We start from the raw sequence: 15,988 nt of genomic DNA on the forward strand, positions 1-15,988 counted from the left end.
TGTTGTCGCCGTCGCATGCCGGACCCTCAGCGGGAAGGCCCTAGTCGCTTTGACGACGTTTGCGGCGATCGGTCGCTCAGCGTTCCAGCGCGTCGAAGCCAGCATAGGAATTGGTGTCTAGTCAGCGACCTTCTTGGAAGCGCGAATCAAGCTGACGACTCGCGAGGAGCAGAGACCAACCATTGCCACGAAAAAGATCGGAAGGGCGACTCGCCCGAACGCGTCGTCGCTGATAATCAGCGCGATGATCGCGGCCACCAGCGAGAGCAAACCAAGCGTCGCCCACGCAATCATCTTCCACCCTCGACCTATCGACATGGAGTTATCGTGGCACCTATCGCCCCACTGGGATAGTCATTCTTTGTTTTGCGCTAGGTCGGCGATCGCCGTCTCCCCACGTTCTCGGTCTCGTCCCTGGGTCGCTTAGCGGACCCTCACCGGGAACCTTCTACGGGAAGCTATCGGGCCGAAAGATCAGGTACGACATCGGCGGAGTTTAATCCTTGGTTGCTATCAATTGTGCTCAGCGTGAACCGGCTTGCGTCGGATGACGTCGTGTGAAGCGGGTTCAGGTATCGATGACCTGGGCAGGCGCAGCGGCGATACATGTGTCCGTTAAACGGGCGGGATCTACTCCGTGAGTGTGCGCCCAACGGGCCACATTGAGCGGCCGATATGACTCAATCTCGCGCCACCGGTCGAAAACACTTGCATCGATCGACTGGTTGCTGGCACCATCTGGGGTGGCTTCCCAGCTTGGGCGCACATCCGTGCCGATCGGTCGAGAATAGCGACGACCGGCGCGGGTGAAGCTGTAGGTCCCGCCCAAGAAGGAGCTGAAGCTATCCGCGATTGGAGCCGTGTGGTCGTCAGCTCGTAGCGCCACGTTGTGTTTGAACTGAAGCCCGGCTTTGGCGGCATTGTCTTGCATCCAGGACAGAGACAGCAAGGCGGCCGTGTCATTTTCATACCCGCCTCCAATATTCGAGTGCGCTCCGGGGAACCATCGCTGTTCGAAGGTGGCGAAGGGCTGTGTTGACTCTGGCTCCGATACCCGCAAGATATTCGGCCTGTACGCATACCGGTGTTCATCGACGGCGAGCGCGTGGAACATCCGCTTCGCGGTCGCGGTCGAGGGATGAACGACGTGGAACAGGTTTTGCTCACGGCTGAGGCCTCGAACCGTCCCAAATGGGACGTCGTGGTACCGAACTGCGTCCCATACTCCGAGCATCTCGACTTGAACTCTGTGCGAGAACCGCTGTAATCGGGGGTCAGTCGTGATTGGCCATTCCAAACGAGCAGCGTAAGGATTCTTCACCACAGGCCCGTTTGGAGACTCAACCCTGTATCTCTCGAACACCTCCTCGACCGAAATTGGGGTACCGGGAAGAAGCAAACCGCACCGTTCGATAAGACCCACGAGAGATCTTGCGATGAATGCTCCGCGAGAGAAGCCGAAAATATAGACGGAATCTCCCTCAACGTGGTGACGGACCAACCACTCGTAGCAGGCACGCACACTCGCGTTGACGCCAGCACCGAAAGCTCCACGAAGACGCGAGCTGACGGCTTGTCGCGATTCGGCACCAACGCCCGGTCGGCTGCCCGTTCCTATGCCGACGTGATAATACGACAGTTGACGAACATCGGTGTCCTCAGTGGCGGTGAGATTGAAGAGCCGCCATACGTTTGTATTGTTGTCCGGCACGTTCCAGGTCCCGTCGACAAAGACGGCTAAGCGCTTCATCTTGACCTCACTTCCTCAGGCCGCCCCTGAGCCGATGCAAATGACGCACAATGATTCTCACCCGCTACATCGTCTTCCACTAGGGCCCCAGCTGGGGCCCGTATATCAACAACGCGGAGCGGGCGCGGTTCGGATAGCTTCAACCCTCAATGCCACAGCCGACCGGCCCGCGAACGCTAGCTCAGATCGCCGAAGCGCGGCCCTGGCACGCCGCCAAGAAAGACATCATGACGGCGTCCTTAAATCGCTACATCTCGGGTCGGTATGCTCGCCCCTTTGTGGTTGGTCCTCGTTGATGCGGTGCTCTTGTTCCTGAGCTGGTTCGTGGAGCGTCCGGGAGCGAAGCAACCGAGGCGAAAACGCCGGAAACGGCGGCAACGCTAGGGTCGCGGTTGTCACTCATCGCTGTTCGCCCATGCATCGCCGAAGACGAAATGCGAGATGTCGGAACGCTTACCCGTGGTCTCATCCTCGTCACACCTCAGGACGATTGGCAGAACGCTGTGCGGGAACGCTCAGTGCGACCTTGGCAAGTCTTGATCCGCCGGCCTACCTTCCACGAGGCCGCCGCCGCGGAGTACGGCGACGCGCATGAGGCGTGGAAACGGTCAGAGAAAGCGTTCGCTGACGTCACCGCTGCGTACCTGACGGCGAAGCGTGACCGGGACGAGAAATGGGACGCTGTCTGGGACGCCCGGACGACCGTGTCGAAGCTCGCTTCGGAACGGGATGAAACGTCTCGCGCCGAACTGTCGGCCATGAACGGTGAACTCGCCCCGGTGTAGGTTTTCCTGGCTGTCCACGGAACGGTCTATTTGGCTGCTTCGTCAATTCTGGTTTCCGTTTCGAAGACGTCGTCCATGCCGGTGACGTCAACGTCGAAATACGCGTTGTAAGCGGCGCCCAACTCGACCAGTGCGGCGGCCCTCTCTTCGAGAGTCTGAGCATCTTCGACCGGCTCACCTGCGGCGGTCAGTATCGCCGACATGGCCTCCCCGAATCGGTCCTCTGCATTATCATTTGTCAGACCAGCTGCCGAGCAGATCGCTGTCATCTTTGTGGAGGCGGCGAGCATTTCGGCGAGGAGAGCAGGATCAGCCTTCGCTACGGTGACGGAGCTGGAACTGGGCCCTGTGCCTTGCAGCGCTAGCATCATCTTGATCATGGGTTCGACTGTCTCCGCACTCTGTTCGCCGCAGCGCAGCCGCAACTGATCCCGGTCACGAGCCTGCTGCTGCGCGGCAATCCTGTCCATCGTCTGGATCTCATTGCGAGTTTCCGCGCACGACGCCAGGCTGAAAGCCGCGGTCACGACAATGGCGATACCGCCGATCCAGGTGTTTCGGATACGGTGCTTCTTCTCATCCTCGAGGTTCTGGATCGAAGCAGCGTGTGTCTCCTTCTCCGCCTTCGTCATCCGGCGGCGAGGCGCCGCCAGCTTGGACGGTTCGGAGGGTTTGGACTCATTCGGCTGATCAGCGCTCATTCCGGCATACTGGCCCGTTGTCCCAGAACCCGGAAGCCCCCACCGTGAAACACGAAGGGATGCAGTGACCGCCCGCGCATAGGTTGACCATGACGCTTGGTGCGTTCGTCGTCCATCAGGGAATACGTCATCGCGCGAAATTCTGGGGGTCGTTCCGCTCCGTGAAGCGAAGTGGTTACATGAAGCATGACGACGACCGTTCGCCCCGACATCGCGGAGAACCTTGCCGGCCTCCGGGCTGCGTTATCCGAGGTGATACCCCCGAAGCAGTTCCGCGGCATACGAAGCCGGGTTCGCTGAGATGGGCACCGCTCGACGCTTCGACAAATCCCGCACTTTCGCGCGCCCGAGGCAGAACGGAACGGCCCAGTCGGCCCCCTCGCCTAGGCGCGGCAGATTGACTAGGCGGTGGGAAGCGACCCAGGTGCAGAACCTTCCGATACGGCTAGACCCGCGCCCGGCCCAGGTCTAGCGTGTGCAGGGGAGCGGTCGCCGTCGGTCCGACCGTCTTCGACGGCCCAGCGGTCGGCAAGGGTGCCCCCGAACCGCGCCGCAGTTTGGCAGTGAGGGCAACCGACTCCCGGGAAGAGAACACTCGCGACCGCTATGCTGAGGAATTGGACCTCAGCGGATACGTCGCGGACGTCGACACGCACAGCTGGTACTACCGTTCGCCGACGTACCACCAAGCCTTACGCGACCTCGCCGCACTCGCCCCACCACCGGCTCAGCGGGCTACATCCAGGCAGGACGACCCGCGGGAGGGTGCACCCTGATCCTCGAGAACCCGGTCCTGTGTTCGGCCAACATAGTCGCGTGCACTTCAACGTCTGGCCTCAACCAGACGGTGAACCCATTCGGCACGATCCAGGCAGACAGACAGACTGCCAGACAACCAGCGCGGAAAAGTCGGAGCCATCACCGGCTTCGCGTCCAATGGTCGCACCGGTCTTCGGCGCTGTGTTCGGCGGAACAGTCGCCAACCACCCATTCCTCCTCCTCCTCCTCCTCCTCCTCCTCCTCCTCCTCCTCCTCCTCCTCCTCCTCCTCCTCCTCCTCGCCCCTGGCGCCGTCGCGCTTGTTCTCGTCCTGGTCTTTGTCGCGTACTACAAGGACGCCGACACCCGTGACCTCACCTTCGATTCACCGTTGACAGCAGTCTTCGTGAGCACGACTCGAATACCCGTGCTGCGGGAGCGCTCCGATGAGTGCGACTTTCGACTTCGAAGTGGACGAGCTTCGGTTCTGGCTGTTGTGCGCGACATCGTGCGCTACGGATGAGACGAGTCATAGCTTCTTCCGGACGGTGCCCCGCGGCCCGTTGGCGGGCGTCGCTCGACGCCGTACGGGCTGGACGCCATCAGAAAGCCCCCTCGTGCGGGTCGGGTCCGTCCGCGCGGGCCACAAACCTCGGATGCGCGGCGGGATCACCAGAAGCGGCAGCATCGCGCACATCCCGTCTTCGAGCGGGATCCGCTCGGACACAAGACGGCGTCTACGCAGGTGAGTCTTCCGACGCGCCGGTCTCGACGGCCTGGTCGAACAGGAGCCCGCTGCTGCCCTCACCACCACCCACCGACACGCGCGTCCGGCTCCAGGTGACGCTGGATCCGTCGGCCGACCGCGCCAGCACCCGTTCACGCCACGGGTTCCCGCCTTCGCGCGGCACTTCCTCGTCCGCGACGCGCTGCCCTTCGCGCAGCAACACTCCCCGAAGGCGCGCCTGCTCCTGGTCGCCGCCAGTGATCTTCCTCAACATCCACAAGTCCGCCGAGCGTTTACGGTTCGATCTGGCCCACGAACTCGGGCACCTCGTCATGCACGGAGGTTCGCCTCATGTGGAGCCCGGCAAGGGAAAGGAACAAGCGGCGAACGACTTCGCGAGTTCGTTCTTGATGCCGCGCGCTGACGTGCTCGGTTCGATCCGCGGGAATCTCATGCTCGAGGACGTTCTGATGCTCAAGCGGCGCTGGCGGGTGAGCGCAATGGCGCTCAACCTTCGTGCGCACCGTCTTGGTGTGATCTCGGAATGGACCTACAGCACACTTGCCAAGCAACTCTCCATGGCGGGATTTCGTCGCGGCGAGCCTGGTTCGGATTTGCTCGCCGAAAGCTCCAGTTTGCTGACGCAGGTCATGAGCGATCTGCGCAGCCAGGGGGAGGGGTTCTCGGACATCGCTCGCGTGCTCGACGTCAGAGCTCAGGATGTACAGGATCTGATGCTGGGCATCGTCACGTTCGGGATACAGGGCGACGGAGTGAGCCGATCCCGCAGTAGTGCTGACCTTCGGGGTGTTTCACTCGCACCCGTTGCCGACCTCAATTTGCGACGCTCAGGGCGGTCCGCGTATTGATCGCATCAACTGCGCCTAGGAAGCTCTGCCAGAGTCACCCCTTCGCGCGCTATTGGGATTGCTACTCGCATTCTGCACGCCGGAGGCCATGACCAGATCGGCCAGAGCGGGGCGTGCCCAGGCGGGCCCGGTTCCCTTCACGCGCTGGTCAACAGGCGTGAGACGGCGTCGAGCGCGCCGGGTACGAGCTTGAAGTACGCCCAAGTCCCACGTTGCGTGCGGGTGAGGAAGCCCGCGTCGACGAGGACCTTGAGGTGATGCGACACCGTCGGCTGGCTCAGACCGACCGGCTCCGTCAGATCGCAAGCGCACGCCTCTCCACACTCGGAGGCGGCGACGATCGAGATCAGTCGCAGTCGCGTCGGGTAGTGCGCTCGCCAATCCGCGAGTCACGGCCCGCCCTTCTGTGACATGGTCGAGTTTCACGCAAGTAGACCGAGCCATCCATTGGTCAGGTATTAAGGAGCACCGGGGAGCTAAGGTATGATGTAATATGTATTGGCATATCAACTCAATGTAGAGGAGTGAAGGATCCGAAGTCGATCGCTCAACCATGGCCTACTGCTGACAGAGGTCGGCTTCGGCGCTGCCCAGCTCGGCAATCTCAATCGCGAAACCACAGACGATGCATCGACCGCCGCCGTTGGTGCGGCTTGGAGTCGCGGCATCCGCTACTTCGACACGGCACCCCACTACGGCATCGGACTCTCCGAACGCCGCCTCGGTGCCGCGCTAAAAGAATTTCCACGTCAAGAGTTCGTGATTTCCACCAAGGTGGGGCGTGCCCTCATCCCTACCCCCGAGCGCGCCACTGAGCAGGACGAGCACGGTTTCGTGACACCCGCTTTGTACCGGCGTGAGTGGGACTTCAGTCGGGACGGAATCCTGCGATCGGTGGACGAGAGCCTCGAGCGCCTCGGGCTGGACTACCTCGACATTGCATACCTCCACGACCCTGACTTTCACTGGGAGCAGGCGTCAACCGAAGGGATCGGCGCGCTCGTCGAGTTGCGCGACCAGGGTGTTGTTCGGGAAATCGGCGCGGGTATGAACCAGTCGGCGATGCTCGCGCATTTCGTGCGCGAGTGCGACGTAGACGTCGTGATGGTGGCTGGGCGATACACACTGCTGGACGATTCTGCGGCGAATGACCTACTGCCGCTCGCGCTCGAACGTGGAGTCGGAGTCGTGACCGCTGCCGTCTACAATTCGGGCCTGCTCAGCCGTGCGGTGGTACCTGATGACGCGTTGTACGACTACCAGCAAGCGCCGCGTGAACTCATCGCGCGTGCGCGGTTCATCGCCGACGTCTGCGCGCGTCACAGCGTCACGTTGCCGGATGCAGCGGTACAGTTCCCGCTGCGGCATCCCGCAGTGGTTTCCGTCGTCGTGGGTACGCGAACCGCAGAGCAGGTCGACGGCAGCGTCGACCGCTACGAATCCCGCATCCCCGACGAACTCTGGGCGGAACTCGACGAGGCAGGCCTTCTTCAAGGAGCGTCACGGTGATTATCGACGCCCACCAGCACGTGTGGGACATCGACCGCGCCCGCTACGACTGGATGGGCTCGGGCCTCGGCGAGATCAACCGCACCGTGGAATTCCATGAACTCGCCCCCACTCTCGAACGGTTGGGCGTCGGCGGCACTGTACTCGTGCAGGCGGCTGACAACGCTGCCGACACCGACCTGATGCTGGATGTCGCATCTCGCGAGCCACTCGTTCGGGCCGTGGTCGCGTGGGCACCTCTTGACGATCCCGCCGCCCTTGAGGCACGGCTCGAGTGGCTTCTCGCACGACCGGTTGTGGCGGGAGTTCGCGTGCTCGTGCACGAGCGGAAGCCGCGCTGGCTCGAGCGACCCGACATGGATCGCGGCCTCACCCTGCTCGCCGAGTCCGGGTTGGCGTTTGATTTCCCAACTTCGGGGTTTGCCGCCCTGGCGGAGCTCCCCCGCATCGAGGCGAGACATCCGGGGCTCAGGGTCGTGATCGATCACCTGGGTAAGCCGCCCATCGGCGGAACCTCTGACGATCGCGCAGTTTGGCGCCGCCTGCTCGCAGTGGCCGCTGCGAACCCGCTCATGCACGCCAAACTCTCGGGTCTGTACTCGAGCGTGGGCCCCGTCGGCTCATGGACGGTCGAAGGCCTGCGACCTTTCGTGTATGACGCGCTGGACCTTTTCGGCGCGGACCGGCTCATGTACGGCGGCGACTGGCCGCTCGCCCTCCTCGCGGGCGGGTATGAGCGCATGTGGGACGCTTTACAGACGGTCCTCGCCGAGCTCTCAGCTCACGAACGAGACGCCATCCTGGGCGGCACCGCCGCACACTTCTACCGCATCGACACTTCTGGAGAATCATGAAAATTGCACGGCTCGGCGACGCAGGCCACGAGATCCCCGCAATTCAGCGGGAGGGCGTGAGTTACGACCTCCGCTCAATCACCGCAGACATCGATGGGGCGTTCCTCGCCGGCGGCGGCATCGCCCGTGCCCGCGCCGCTCTGGAGGCGGATGCGCTTCCCGAAATCGCAAACGCGAGCGTGATGCGTGTGGGTGCGCCGATCGCACGCCCGGGCAAGATCGTGTGCGTGGGCCTCAACTACCGCGACCACGCGGCAGAGACCGGAGCCGCAATCCCTGGGGAGCCAGTGCTCTTCATGAAGGACCCCTCGACCGTAGTCGGGCCGTTCGATGACGTGCTCGTTCCACGCGCGTCGACCAAGACCGACTGGGAGGTCGAACTAGGCGTCGTCATCGGGCGCACCGCCCGTTATCTCGAATCGCCGGCCGATGCGCTCGATTACGTTGCCGGCTACGCGGTGTCCCACGACGTCTCGGAGCGCGAATTCCAGCTCGAGCGGGGCGGGCAGTGGGACAAGGGAAAGAGCTGCGAGACGTTCAACCCGCTTGGTCCCTGGCTTGTGCCTGCCGACGACGCGGCCGACCCGCAACGGCTCGGTCTGCGTCTCAGCGTCAATGGCGTGAGGCGGCAGGACGGCTCGACGGAGAACATGGTCTTCGATGTCGCACACGTGATCTGGTACGTGAGCCAGTTCATGGTGCTGCACCCGGGGGATCTCATCAACACGGGAACACCCGCCGGGGTCGCTCTGGGGCTGCCGGATCACCCCTACCTCCGGGCCGGCGATGTCGTTGAACTCGAGATCGACGGCCTCGGCACCGCTCGGCAACGGTTCGTGCAAGCCTGATCACGAATGCGCCGGTTACCTGTGGCGAGGTGAACAGGACTCGATCGCTCGATTCTCTCCGATCATTGCGGATAGGTCACATGTATGATGTAATTGCTTCGGCCGCCGAAACGTCGGCGCAGTCGTCAACGAAGTCGACAAGTAAGGACGCGACATGTCAGCACAGCATCACCGTTTCTCCGTCACCCGCACATCTCGTGCCCTTGCCCTGACCGCAGTTGCAGCGTCGATCGCTCTGCTCGGCGCCGGGTGTGCGGCCGAGACCGGCGGAGACGTCAACAGTGACTACGGATTCTCCGCGGCAGAGCAGGACGCCGACAGCTCGATCACGGTGTGGGTTGACGCGGCCCGCGAACCGATCGCCAAGGCCTTCCAGGAAGCCAACTCCGACGTCGATGTGAACATCGAGACCTACGACGGAAATGCCGGCGGCTCCGGAACCTTCCAGACCAAGATCGCCCTCTTCGACCAGTCCGGTGAGGGCTGGCCAGACGTCGTCTTCTCCACGCAGCAGAATGACGCGTCGTGGGCGGCCAAAGAGACCAACGGCGTCCAGGCCTTCGCTGCCCCGCTCGACAAGGGTCTCCTGAGCGACAAGTTCTTGGACGGCTTCACGGATGGCGCGCTCGACCCCGTCACCGTCGATGACGCCGTCTACGGAGTGCGCAACGACCTGGCACCCAACGTGCTCTGGTACAACCAGAAGTTGCTCGACGAGTTCGGCTACGAGGTCCCGACCACGTGGGAGGAGTACGAAGAACTCAGCGACAAGCTCGCCGCCGAACACCCCGGTTACATCCTCGGTTCTGTCGGCGACTCGTTCGTCGGAACGTACGTCTACTATTGGGGTGCGAAGGCGCCGATCTTCCAGGTCGAGGGCGACACGTTCTCGTCAGACTTCTCCGATGACTACTCGAAGCGGATGACCGAACTGCTCGACCACATGGTCGCCAACGGAACACTCGTCCAGGACAGCGTGTTCAGTGCCGAGTTCGTCCAGAAATACGCCGACAAGCTCGTCGCCGTCCCCGGACCGGCCTGGTACGCCGGCGCCATCTTCCAGAACCCGGACAACCTGAATGTCCCCGCCGGCGTCATCGGCGCAGGCGAGCCCCTCTACTGGGACGGCGATGACAAGGTCACCGGAAACGTCGGTGGTGGAATCTGGTACGCCTCCAGCCACTCGAAGAACCTCGACGCCGTCGCCAAGTTCATGGAGTTCGCCGTCAGCTCAGACGACGCCGTGACCCTCGCATCCGGCCTGCCAGCCTACGCGTCAGCGTCGGATGCCTGGCTCAAGACGCAGGCGGAGAGCGGATACTTCGTCGGTGACTTCGAGAAGAATGTCACCCTCGCCGCCAACAGTGTGTGGGACGGTTGGGGCTACCCCAGCTTCAGCCCGGAAACCGCGTACGCAAGCGTCGTTGTCCCCGGTCTCGCGGCCGGCAAGACCTTCGCGGATCTGGTGTCCGACTGGGAAGCCAAGGTCAAGAACGAAGCTCAGGTCCAGGGCTACACCGTCAAGTAGGGACGACACCTTGTCCACGAACACCATCGCTGCTGCCGCCGTCGCCCCGAAAGGGCGACGGCGGGGCGGCCCACCTCGCCGTCGCCCCGATCGCAGCCAGTCGATCATGGGCTACACCTTCTCGGGTGGCTACGGCCTGCTCCTCCTCGCGTTCGGAGTCCTTCCGACGCTCTACGCGATCTTCCTGGCTTTCACCAAGAACGGCTCCTTCGTCGGGTTCGACAACTTCGTCAAGGTCTTCGGCGACTACCGGTTCCTTCCCGCCGTGCAGCATGTCGCGATCTACCTCGTGGTCTGGCTCGTGAGCCTCACGCTCCTCGTCGTGCTCCTCGCTCTCATCGTTCACGCGGTGCGGGCCCGCTGGCTCTCCACAAGTGTGCGATTCCTGTACTACATCCCCGGTGCACTCGCGGGAGCCTCGAGCGTCATGCTCTGGCTGTTCCTGCTCGACCCCACGGTGAGTCCCGTGTCCGGCGTGCTGAACGCGATGGGCCTCCACACCTTCGTTCAAACCGTCTCGATCGACAACCTGCCGATCATCTTCACCGTCATCGCATTCTGGACGGGTGCCGGCGGCTGGATCGTCATCATGTTCGGCGCGCTGAACAACATCAGCACCGAGGTGATGGAAGCAGCCCGCATTGACGGCGCCGGCGCCGTGAAGACGGCGTGGTACATCCAGATTCCCCTGCTTCGCAAGTGGATCGCGTACATGGGGATCATGTCGCTTGCGGCCGGCACCCAGCTCTTCGTCGAGCCGCGCGTGCTCTCCCAGGCGAGCAAGGGCGTCGTGCCGCCGGACTACTCCCTCAACCAGCTCGCGTACCTGTACGCGTTCCGCCAGAGCGACTTCAATGGATCGGCGGCGATCTCCCTGCTCCTGCTCGTCGTCGCCGTGGCCCTCGCCGCCTTCTTCGTCTTCCGAGGAGGACTCTTTGACCGCGAATAGCGTCGTCGCCGACCGCACGAGCTTTGCCCCCGGTCGGTGGGTGGGACGGGTCCTGGCGCTCGTCATCGCCGGATTCTTCGTCATCTTCTTTGCCCTGCCGCTGCTGTGGTTGCTGTTCGCACCCACCAAGACCGCCAGGCAGCTGCTGCTGGATAACCCGTTCAGCGTCGGCACGTTCCAGACCCTAGCCGACAACTTCGCGCAACTCGGACAGTTCCAGAACGGCATCATCTGGGTCTGGCTGGCCAACTCGGCCCTCTACTCCGGAGTCGCGCTCGTCATCACCCTGGTGGTGACGATCCCGGCCGGGTATGCGCTCGCGATGACCGACTTCAAACTGCGGCGGCCGCTGCTGGTCACGACGCTCATCGTCATGCTCATTCCGAACACCGCCCTCGTGCTCCCCATCTTCCTCGAGCTCAGCGCCCTGCGGCTCATCGGGTCTCCGCTCGCTGTCATCCTTCCGTTCTCGTTCTTTCCGTTCGGCGTCTACCTCACCTACATCTACTTCTCGACGAGCGTGTCGAAGGACCTTCTCGACGCCGCGCGAATCGACGGCGCGGGGGAACTGCTCGTGTTCTGGCGGGTAGCGATGCCTCTCGCCACGCCGGTGATCGCCCTGGTCGGGTTCTTCAACCTGGTCGGCAACTGGAACAACTACTTCCTCCCGTTCGTCATGGTCCCCGGGCGCAAGTCGCCGGTACAGGTCGGTCTCGCCGAACTGCTCTCCAACGTGCCGCTCTTCAACCCGACCTCCGCCGGATCCGTCACCATCGACATGCCCGTTCTGGCACTCGCCACGATCATCTCTGTCGCGCCGGTGCTCATCATCTTCCTGTTCTCCCAGCGCTTCCTCGTCACCGGGATGACAGCGGGCGGCACCAAGGGATGACCGTTCGCAGGCGCTTCGGAATGGCCGCCCGCCTCCGACCCGAACGGCGCGAGGAATACCTCGAACTCCACCGCGCGGTGTGGCCTCAGGTCGAAGCGACGATCACGGAATGCGGCATCCGCAATTTCACGATCTTCGTCACCGGCGATGTGCTGTTCACCTCGTTCGAGTACGTGGGCGAGGGCTATGAGGCCGACCAGGTCCGGATGGCCGCCGACCCCATCACCCGCGACTGGTGGGCGCGCACCGGACCGTGCCAGCTGCCGTTCCACGCGGATTCGGATGCCCTCAACTGGGAGATGCTCGACGAGGTCTGGCACCTCGACTGAACGGCGTCGCTGGGTACAGCTAAACCTTCTTGTGGATGGGAAGGCGGCGACGCTGCCAGGCGTCGGCGATGTGGCGGCGCATGGCCTCTTCAGCGCCGGCTGAATCGCCTCTCTCGATCGCCTCGAGCACGCGGCGATGTTCCTCGAGAGTGAGCTGGAACGCAGCCCCTGTCGGAGTGCCCGAGAACCGTGCACTTTCGAGGGCGCGCTGGAACAAAATCCTGGTGATGTTCTCGGCGAGACGGTTGCCCGAGAAGGTCATGACGAGGAAGTGGAAGTCGACGTCTGCCTGGCTGAACGCCTCTCCGTCGGAGACCGTCTCGTGCATGTGCTCGAGGGCGAGGCGCAACTGCTGGAGTTCGTCGTCGGAGCGGGTTCGCGCCGTCTCAGCGCTCATCGAACCCTCAAGAGCCCCGCGCACGACAGCGAGTTCGTCGAGCACACCCACCGAATCGTCGTTCTCGACGAGCGCGGAGAGCACCACCGGGTCGAGAATGTTCCACGACGTGGACGGCTGGACCTGAGTGCCCCGGCCCTGCACGACCGTGACCAGGCCCTTCTCCTCGATGCGCTTGACCGACTCGCGGATGACCGTGCGGCTCACTCCGAAGTGCTGGCTGAGTGGCACCTCTGGCGGGAGCGACTCGCCGGCGGCGATCTCGCCCGTCACGATGGCGTTGACGAGGTCGTGCACCACAGCGACACCGAGACGTGCTGCGGGGGTGCGGGCGTCGGCCGCGCCGAGGAAGGACCGGGATCCCGGGACCGCTTCCGTCTGTGCCTCGCTCATTAGCCCAGTGTAGCGAGCGTGAGCACGCCATCGACCCGACGCGGCACCCCGGTGTATGCGTCACGCAACTCCTCCGGAAGCACGGACTCGGGAGCATCCTGCCAGGCGATCGGGCGGAGGAAGCGGCGGATCGCGGTCACTCCGATCGAGGTGTGCGCCGTGTTGGTCGCCGGCCACGGTCCGCCGTGATGCTGGCCCCACGACACGCGGACGCCCGTGGGGTAGCCGTCGAAGACGATGCGGCCCGACAAGTCCTGCAGGTCCTCGACGAGGGGGGCGAGACCGGCGAGCTCGTCGGGCTCGGAGTGGAGGGTGGCGGTGAGGGAGTCTGGGACCGCCCTCAGCGCGGACCGCACGTCCTCCAGATCGTCGTACCGCGCGAGAACGATCAGCGGGCCGAACGCTTCCTCGGCGACGGCTTCGGTGACATCAGTGGCATCGACCTCGAGGATGCCGGGGGTCATCGTGAACCCGTCGTCACCCGGGCGCGGCTCGACGAGCACGCGGGCGCGTCCGTCGGCGACGAGGCGCTCGCGGATCACTCCGAAGGCACGGAAGATCCGCTCGTTGAGCAGCGGCTGTGCTGCGGTGGCCTGTGCGCGTTCGACGAGGGTCGCGACGAGGGATTCGGCGCCTGCGGGCAGGAACGCGATGCCAGGCTTCGTGCACAGTTGGCCTGCTGAGCCGGTGAACGACGTGAACAGTCCGTCAGCGATCGCGTCTCCTCTGGCATCCGCCGCCCCGGCTGTGACGATGAACGGGTTGAGGCTGCTGAGTTCCCCGTAGAACGGGATTGGACGTTCGCGGTTCTCGATGATGTCGAGCAAGATGCGACCCGTGGCGAGCGATCCGGTGAAACCGACAGCGGCGATCCGCGGGTCGGCGACGAGTGTGGCACCCCCGGCCTGGCCGAAGACGATCCCGAGGGTGCCGTGAGGTGCCCCGTAGGCGGCGGAGGCGTCAACCAGGGCGTCGAAGGCGGCGCGGGACGTGAGCGGATGGGAGCCGTGGGCCTTTACCACGACCGGGTTGCCGGCCGCCAGAGCTGAGGCGGTGTCTCCGCCGGGGACGGAGAACGCGAACGGGAAGTTGCTCGAGCCGAAGACGGCTACCGGCCCGATCGGCACCAGTATCCTGCGTACGTCGGGTCCGGGCCCGAGGGGGGTGTCGCCCGCGTGGTCGATGATCGCCTCGAGATAGCCGCCCTCGGCCACGGCCTCGGCGAACAGCCGAAGCTGGAAGACCGTGCGCGTGAGCTCGCCCCCGAGGCGTGCCTCGGCGAGCCCGGTCTCGCTCTGCGCAGTCGCGACGAGATCGCTGCGGCGTGCCTCGAGCCCGTCGGCGAGGGCGAGCAGCAGCCCCGCCCGCCACCCGCGGGAGCGGCTGCGGAGTTCACGGAACGCGTCCACGGCGGCGGCGGTGATCGCCGCGACCTGCTCGTCGGTCGTCGCCGGGATGCCGGTGTCTGTGGTGGACGCACTTCGCGGGTCGGTCGTGGTGAGAGTCATGCGAGGACCTGCCTGATGAGCAGGCCGCGCTCGGCCAGGTTTGTCATGAGGGAGCCGATCCCGTAGACCCACGGTTCCACGTCCTCGGTGGATCGCACCCGGTTGACGAGCGCGCCGAGCGCGGGCGAGGAGATCCGCACGATGTCGTCACGGTGGTGGGTGAAACCGTGGCCGGCTTCACCGCGGTCATCGGAGGGGGCGAACATCGTGCCGAGGTACAGCACCAGGCCGTCGGGGTACTGGTGTCGGTCGCCGAGGGTCTGCGCGGCGAGGTCCGCCGGATCGCGGCTGATCTGTTCCATGTGCGAACGCGCATCGAGCGCATAGCCGTCCGCACCATCGACGTGGAGCGTGATCGTCTCCCGGCGGAGTGCGTCGAGGTCAAACCCGGCGTCGAAGAGGCGGAGGAACGGACCGACTGCCGCCGAGGCGTTGTTGTCCTTCGCCTGCCCGAGCAGCAGGGCCGATCGTCCCTCGATGTCGCGCAGGTTGACGTCATTGCCGAGCGTGGCGCCCACGATCCGTCCGTCCGACGCGATCACGAGCACCACTTCGGGCTCCGGGTTGTTCCAGTGCGAGTCGGAGCGGACGCCGACGTCGACGCCCGTTCCGACCGTGGCGAGCACGGGCGCCTTCGTGAAGATCTCCGCGTCCGGGCCGATGCCCACCTCGAGGTACTGGCTCCACAGTCCTTCAGCGATAAGGTGGTCCTTGAGCAGCATCGCCTCCGGGGAGCCGGGCACGAGGTCGCTCAGATCGGTGCCCAGGGAACCGAGGATGCCCGCGCGAACCGACTCCGCGGCATCCGCAGCGCCGAGGGCCCGCTCTTCGATGATGCGCTCCAGCATCGACACCGGGAACGTGACCCCGGCCGCCTTCACGACGTGCAGGTCGATGGGTGAGAGCAGCCAGGGGTTCGATGCGTCCCGCCCGTCCGCGGGCGCGTTGGCGAGCAGATCGGCGAGGGTGCCGAGTGGGGGGCCGTCGAGGGTCGCGACGTCGACGGTGGATTCCGTCAACTCGCTCATCGTCGCGACGTGGCGGCTGAGGTCGATCACGAGGCCGTCGCGCACGGCGACAACGCTCGGTCCGCCTGCGGCGGGATCCCAGGCGCGGCCCACGAGGGTGGCCCGCTCGGCGTCGGCGGGAAGGAGGGCGGCGACTCCGCCGGTCCAGTCGGTCATGGTGCTC

At 64.4% G+C, this 15,988-nt stretch carries 17 protein-coding genes and 1 pseudogene; 10 read left to right on the plus strand and 8 right to left on the minus strand.

Annotation, left to right across the window (positions count from 1 at the left end; translation table 11 throughout):
* Positions 1-117: 117 nt before the first annotated feature.
* The gene (locus ABIE24_RS07785; protein ID WP_354498421.1) at positions 118-294 is read right to left on the minus strand and encodes a hypothetical protein; all 177 of its coding nucleotides are present in this window, start codon (positions 292-294) and stop codon (positions 118-120) included.
* 274 nt (positions 295-568) lie between these two features.
* Positions 569-1,750 (minus strand): phospholipase effector Tle1 domain-containing protein, encoded by a 1,182-nt coding sequence (locus ABIE24_RS07790; protein ID WP_354498423.1) that lies wholly within the window; start codon positions 1,748-1,750, stop codon positions 569-571.
* A 536-nt stretch (positions 1,751-2,286) separates the two neighbouring features.
* On the opposite strand from ABIE24_RS07790, the gene ABIE24_RS07795 reads away from it, so the two are divergent.
* On the plus strand, positions 2,287-2,535 hold the full coding sequence (locus ABIE24_RS07795; RefSeq protein WP_354498425.1) for a hypothetical protein: 249 nt from the start codon (positions 2,287-2,289) through the stop codon (positions 2,533-2,535).
* 26 nt (positions 2,536-2,561) lie between these two features.
* Here ABIE24_RS07795 and ABIE24_RS07800 read toward each other — a convergent pair whose 3' ends face one another.
* A complete protein-coding gene (locus tag ABIE24_RS07800) occupies positions 2,562-3,236 on the minus strand; it encodes a hypothetical protein (RefSeq protein ID WP_354498427.1) in 675 nt (224 codons plus the stop codon).
* Between the two features lie 936 nt (positions 3,237-4,172).
* Here ABIE24_RS07800 and ABIE24_RS07805 point away from each other — a divergent pair.
* A complete protein-coding gene (locus ABIE24_RS07805) occupies positions 4,173-4,517 on the plus strand; it encodes a hypothetical protein (RefSeq protein WP_354498428.1) in 345 nt (114 codons plus the stop codon).
* 214 nt (positions 4,518-4,731) lie between these two features.
* Here the strand turns inward: ABIE24_RS07805 and ABIE24_RS07810 are convergent, their stop codons facing one another.
* Entirely contained in the window at positions 4,732-4,995 is a 264-nt protein-coding gene (locus ABIE24_RS07810) for a hypothetical protein (RefSeq protein ID WP_354498430.1), read from the minus strand.
* Here ABIE24_RS07810 and ABIE24_RS07815 point away from each other — a divergent pair.
* The gene (locus ABIE24_RS07815; protein WP_354498432.1) at positions 4,979-5,590 is read left to right on the plus strand and encodes an ImmA/IrrE family metallo-endopeptidase; all 612 of its coding nucleotides are present in this window, start codon (positions 4,979-4,981) and stop codon (positions 5,588-5,590) included. The genes ABIE24_RS07810 and ABIE24_RS07815 overlap by 17 nt on opposite strands.
* A gap of 137 nt (positions 5,591-5,727) precedes the next feature.
* Here ABIE24_RS07815 and ABIE24_RS07820 read toward each other — a convergent pair.
* Positions 5,728-5,955 (minus strand): annotated as a pseudogene (locus ABIE24_RS07820) (ArsR/SmtB family transcription factor); the annotation flags it as partial.
* A gap of 199 nt (positions 5,956-6,154) precedes the next feature.
* Between ABIE24_RS07820 and ABIE24_RS07825 the strand changes: the two are divergent.
* The 7 genes from ABIE24_RS07825 (at position 6,155) to ABIE24_RS07855 (ending at position 12,499) form a co-directional block, all read left to right on the plus strand.
* Entirely contained in the window at positions 6,155-7,099 is a 945-nt protein-coding gene (locus ABIE24_RS07825; protein WP_354498869.1) for an aldo/keto reductase, read from the plus strand.
* Positions 7,096-7,953 carry an amidohydrolase family protein gene (locus ABIE24_RS07830; protein ID WP_354498434.1) on the plus strand — a complete coding sequence of 286 codons (858 nt, stop codon included), beginning with the start codon at positions 7,096-7,098 and terminating at the stop codon, positions 7,951-7,953. Before ABIE24_RS07825 ends, ABIE24_RS07830 begins: the two co-directional genes overlap by 4 nt.
* On the plus strand, positions 7,950-8,801 hold the full coding sequence (locus ABIE24_RS07835; protein WP_354498436.1) for a fumarylacetoacetate hydrolase family protein: 852 nt from the start codon (positions 7,950-7,952) through the stop codon (positions 8,799-8,801). Before ABIE24_RS07830 ends, ABIE24_RS07835 begins: the two co-directional genes overlap by 4 nt.
* Positions 8,802-8,955: 154 nt before the next feature.
* Complete coding sequence (locus ABIE24_RS07840; RefSeq protein ID WP_354498438.1) at positions 8,956-10,329, plus strand: ABC transporter substrate-binding protein; 1,374 nt, start codon at positions 8,956-8,958, stop codon at positions 10,327-10,329.
* A 10-nt stretch (positions 10,330-10,339) separates the two neighbouring features.
* Entirely contained in the window at positions 10,340-11,278 is a 939-nt protein-coding gene (locus tag ABIE24_RS07845; RefSeq protein ID WP_354498440.1) for a carbohydrate ABC transporter permease, read from the plus strand.
* On the plus strand, positions 11,265-12,170 hold the full coding sequence (locus ABIE24_RS07850) for a carbohydrate ABC transporter permease (protein WP_354498443.1): 906 nt from the start codon (positions 11,265-11,267) through the stop codon (positions 12,168-12,170). Before ABIE24_RS07845 ends, ABIE24_RS07850 begins: the two co-directional genes overlap by 14 nt.
* A 20-nt stretch (positions 12,171-12,190) precedes the next feature.
* Positions 12,191-12,499 carry an L-rhamnose mutarotase gene (locus tag ABIE24_RS07855; protein WP_354498445.1) on the plus strand — a complete coding sequence of 103 codons (309 nt, stop codon included), beginning with the start codon at positions 12,191-12,193 and terminating at the stop codon, positions 12,497-12,499.
* Between the two features lie 19 nt (positions 12,500-12,518).
* Here ABIE24_RS07855 and ABIE24_RS07860 read toward each other — a convergent pair whose 3' ends face one another.
* From ABIE24_RS07860 to ABIE24_RS07870, 3 genes are read right to left on the minus strand one after another with little or no spacing between them, the layout of a single operon-like run.
* Positions 12,519-13,289 (minus strand): FadR/GntR family transcriptional regulator, encoded by a 771-nt coding sequence (locus ABIE24_RS07860; RefSeq protein WP_354498447.1) that lies wholly within the window; start codon positions 13,287-13,289, stop codon positions 12,519-12,521.
* Positions 13,289-14,797, minus strand: a complete 1,509-nt coding sequence (locus ABIE24_RS07865; protein WP_354498449.1) for an aldehyde dehydrogenase family protein — start codon at positions 14,795-14,797, stop codon at positions 13,289-13,291. Before ABIE24_RS07865 ends, ABIE24_RS07860 begins: the two co-directional genes overlap by 1 nt.
* Positions 14,794-15,981, minus strand: a complete 1,188-nt coding sequence (locus ABIE24_RS07870) for a fumarylacetoacetate hydrolase family protein (protein ID WP_354498450.1) — start codon at positions 15,979-15,981, stop codon at positions 14,794-14,796. Before ABIE24_RS07870 ends, ABIE24_RS07865 begins: the two co-directional genes overlap by 4 nt.
* Between the last annotated feature and the right edge of the window lie 7 nt (positions 15,982-15,988).

This window comes from Mycetocola sp. 2940, assembly GCF_040548835.1.
GTDB lineage: Bacteria > Actinomycetota > Actinomycetes > Actinomycetales > Microbacteriaceae > Mycetocola_A.

What these genes read in the sequence shown, in the direction of transcription:
- ABIE24_RS07810 (WP_354498430.1), bottom strand. Translation starts at nt 4,995, where the DNA reads ATGTTGAGGAAGATCACTGGCGGCGACCAGGAGCAGGCGCGCCTTCGG.
- ABIE24_RS07790 (WP_354498423.1), bottom strand. Translation starts at nt 1,750, where the DNA reads ATGAAGCGCTTAGCCGTCTTTGTCGACGGGACCTGGAACGTGCCGGAC.
- ABIE24_RS07800 (WP_354498427.1), bottom strand. Translation starts at nt 3,236, where the DNA reads ATGAGCGCTGATCAGCCGAATGAGTCCAAACCCTCCGAACCGTCCAAG.
- ABIE24_RS07805 (WP_354498428.1), top strand. Translation starts at nt 4,173, where the DNA reads ATGGTCGCACCGGTCTTCGGCGCTGTGTTCGGCGGAACAGTCGCCAAC.
- ABIE24_RS07855 (WP_354498445.1), top strand. Translation starts at nt 12,191, where the DNA reads ATGGCCGCCCGCCTCCGACCCGAACGGCGCGAGGAATACCTCGAACTC.
- ABIE24_RS07785 (WP_354498421.1), bottom strand. Translation starts at nt 294, where the DNA reads ATGATTGCGTGGGCGACGCTTGGTTTGCTCTCGCTGGTGGCCGCGATC.
- ABIE24_RS07860 (WP_354498447.1), bottom strand. Translation starts at nt 13,289, where the DNA reads ATGAGCGAGGCACAGACGGAAGCGGTCCCGGGATCCCGGTCCTTCCTC.
- ABIE24_RS07870 (WP_354498450.1), bottom strand. Translation starts at nt 15,981, where the DNA reads ATGACCGACTGGACCGGCGGAGTCGCCGCCCTCCTTCCCGCCGACGCC.
- ABIE24_RS07865 (WP_354498449.1), bottom strand. Translation starts at nt 14,797, where the DNA reads ATGACTCTCACCACGACCGACCCGCGAAGTGCGTCCACCACAGACACC.
- ABIE24_RS07840 (WP_354498438.1), top strand. Translation starts at nt 8,956, where the DNA reads ATGTCAGCACAGCATCACCGTTTCTCCGTCACCCGCACATCTCGTGCC.
- ABIE24_RS07835 (WP_354498436.1), top strand. Translation starts at nt 7,950, where the DNA reads ATGAAAATTGCACGGCTCGGCGACGCAGGCCACGAGATCCCCGCAATT.